1 protein-coding gene is annotated in these 303 nt (G+C 64.4%); it reads right to left on the reverse strand.

Features of this window, described 5'->3' with window-relative positions:
- Positions 1–303, reverse strand: a 303-nt coding sequence (locus EN818_RS33165; RefSeq protein ID WP_189524009.1) for a hypothetical protein, incomplete at both ends; no start/stop codon positions are given.

Raw genomic sequence — 303 nt, forward strand, 5'->3', positions numbered from 1 at the left:
GCGATAGCTGCACTGCAACGACCGGGCCAAGGGAACGATTTCCCTCAGCACGGCCAGGAACCCTTCTCCATCGATCGGCACGCTCTTCAGCATCCGCAGTTCGCTGGAAAATGTCTCGAGCCCAAGGAAGCGATAGCCGCGTTTCTCGAGCTCGGCGCGCAGCTTTGCAAGCGAGGGCCCCGCGCCCCAGAACTCGAAGCGTGTCGGCCTCACGCGGGCATGCGGGGCGATTTCCAGACCGAGATCGCCGATCGCCTCGGTGGGAAGAATGAGCGGCGCCACGGCGGCAAGCGAATGCTCCTC

This window comes from Mesorhizobium sp. M3A.F.Ca.ET.175.01.1.1, assembly GCF_004791945.1.
GTDB lineage: Bacteria > Pseudomonadota > Alphaproteobacteria > Rhizobiales > Rhizobiaceae > Mesorhizobium.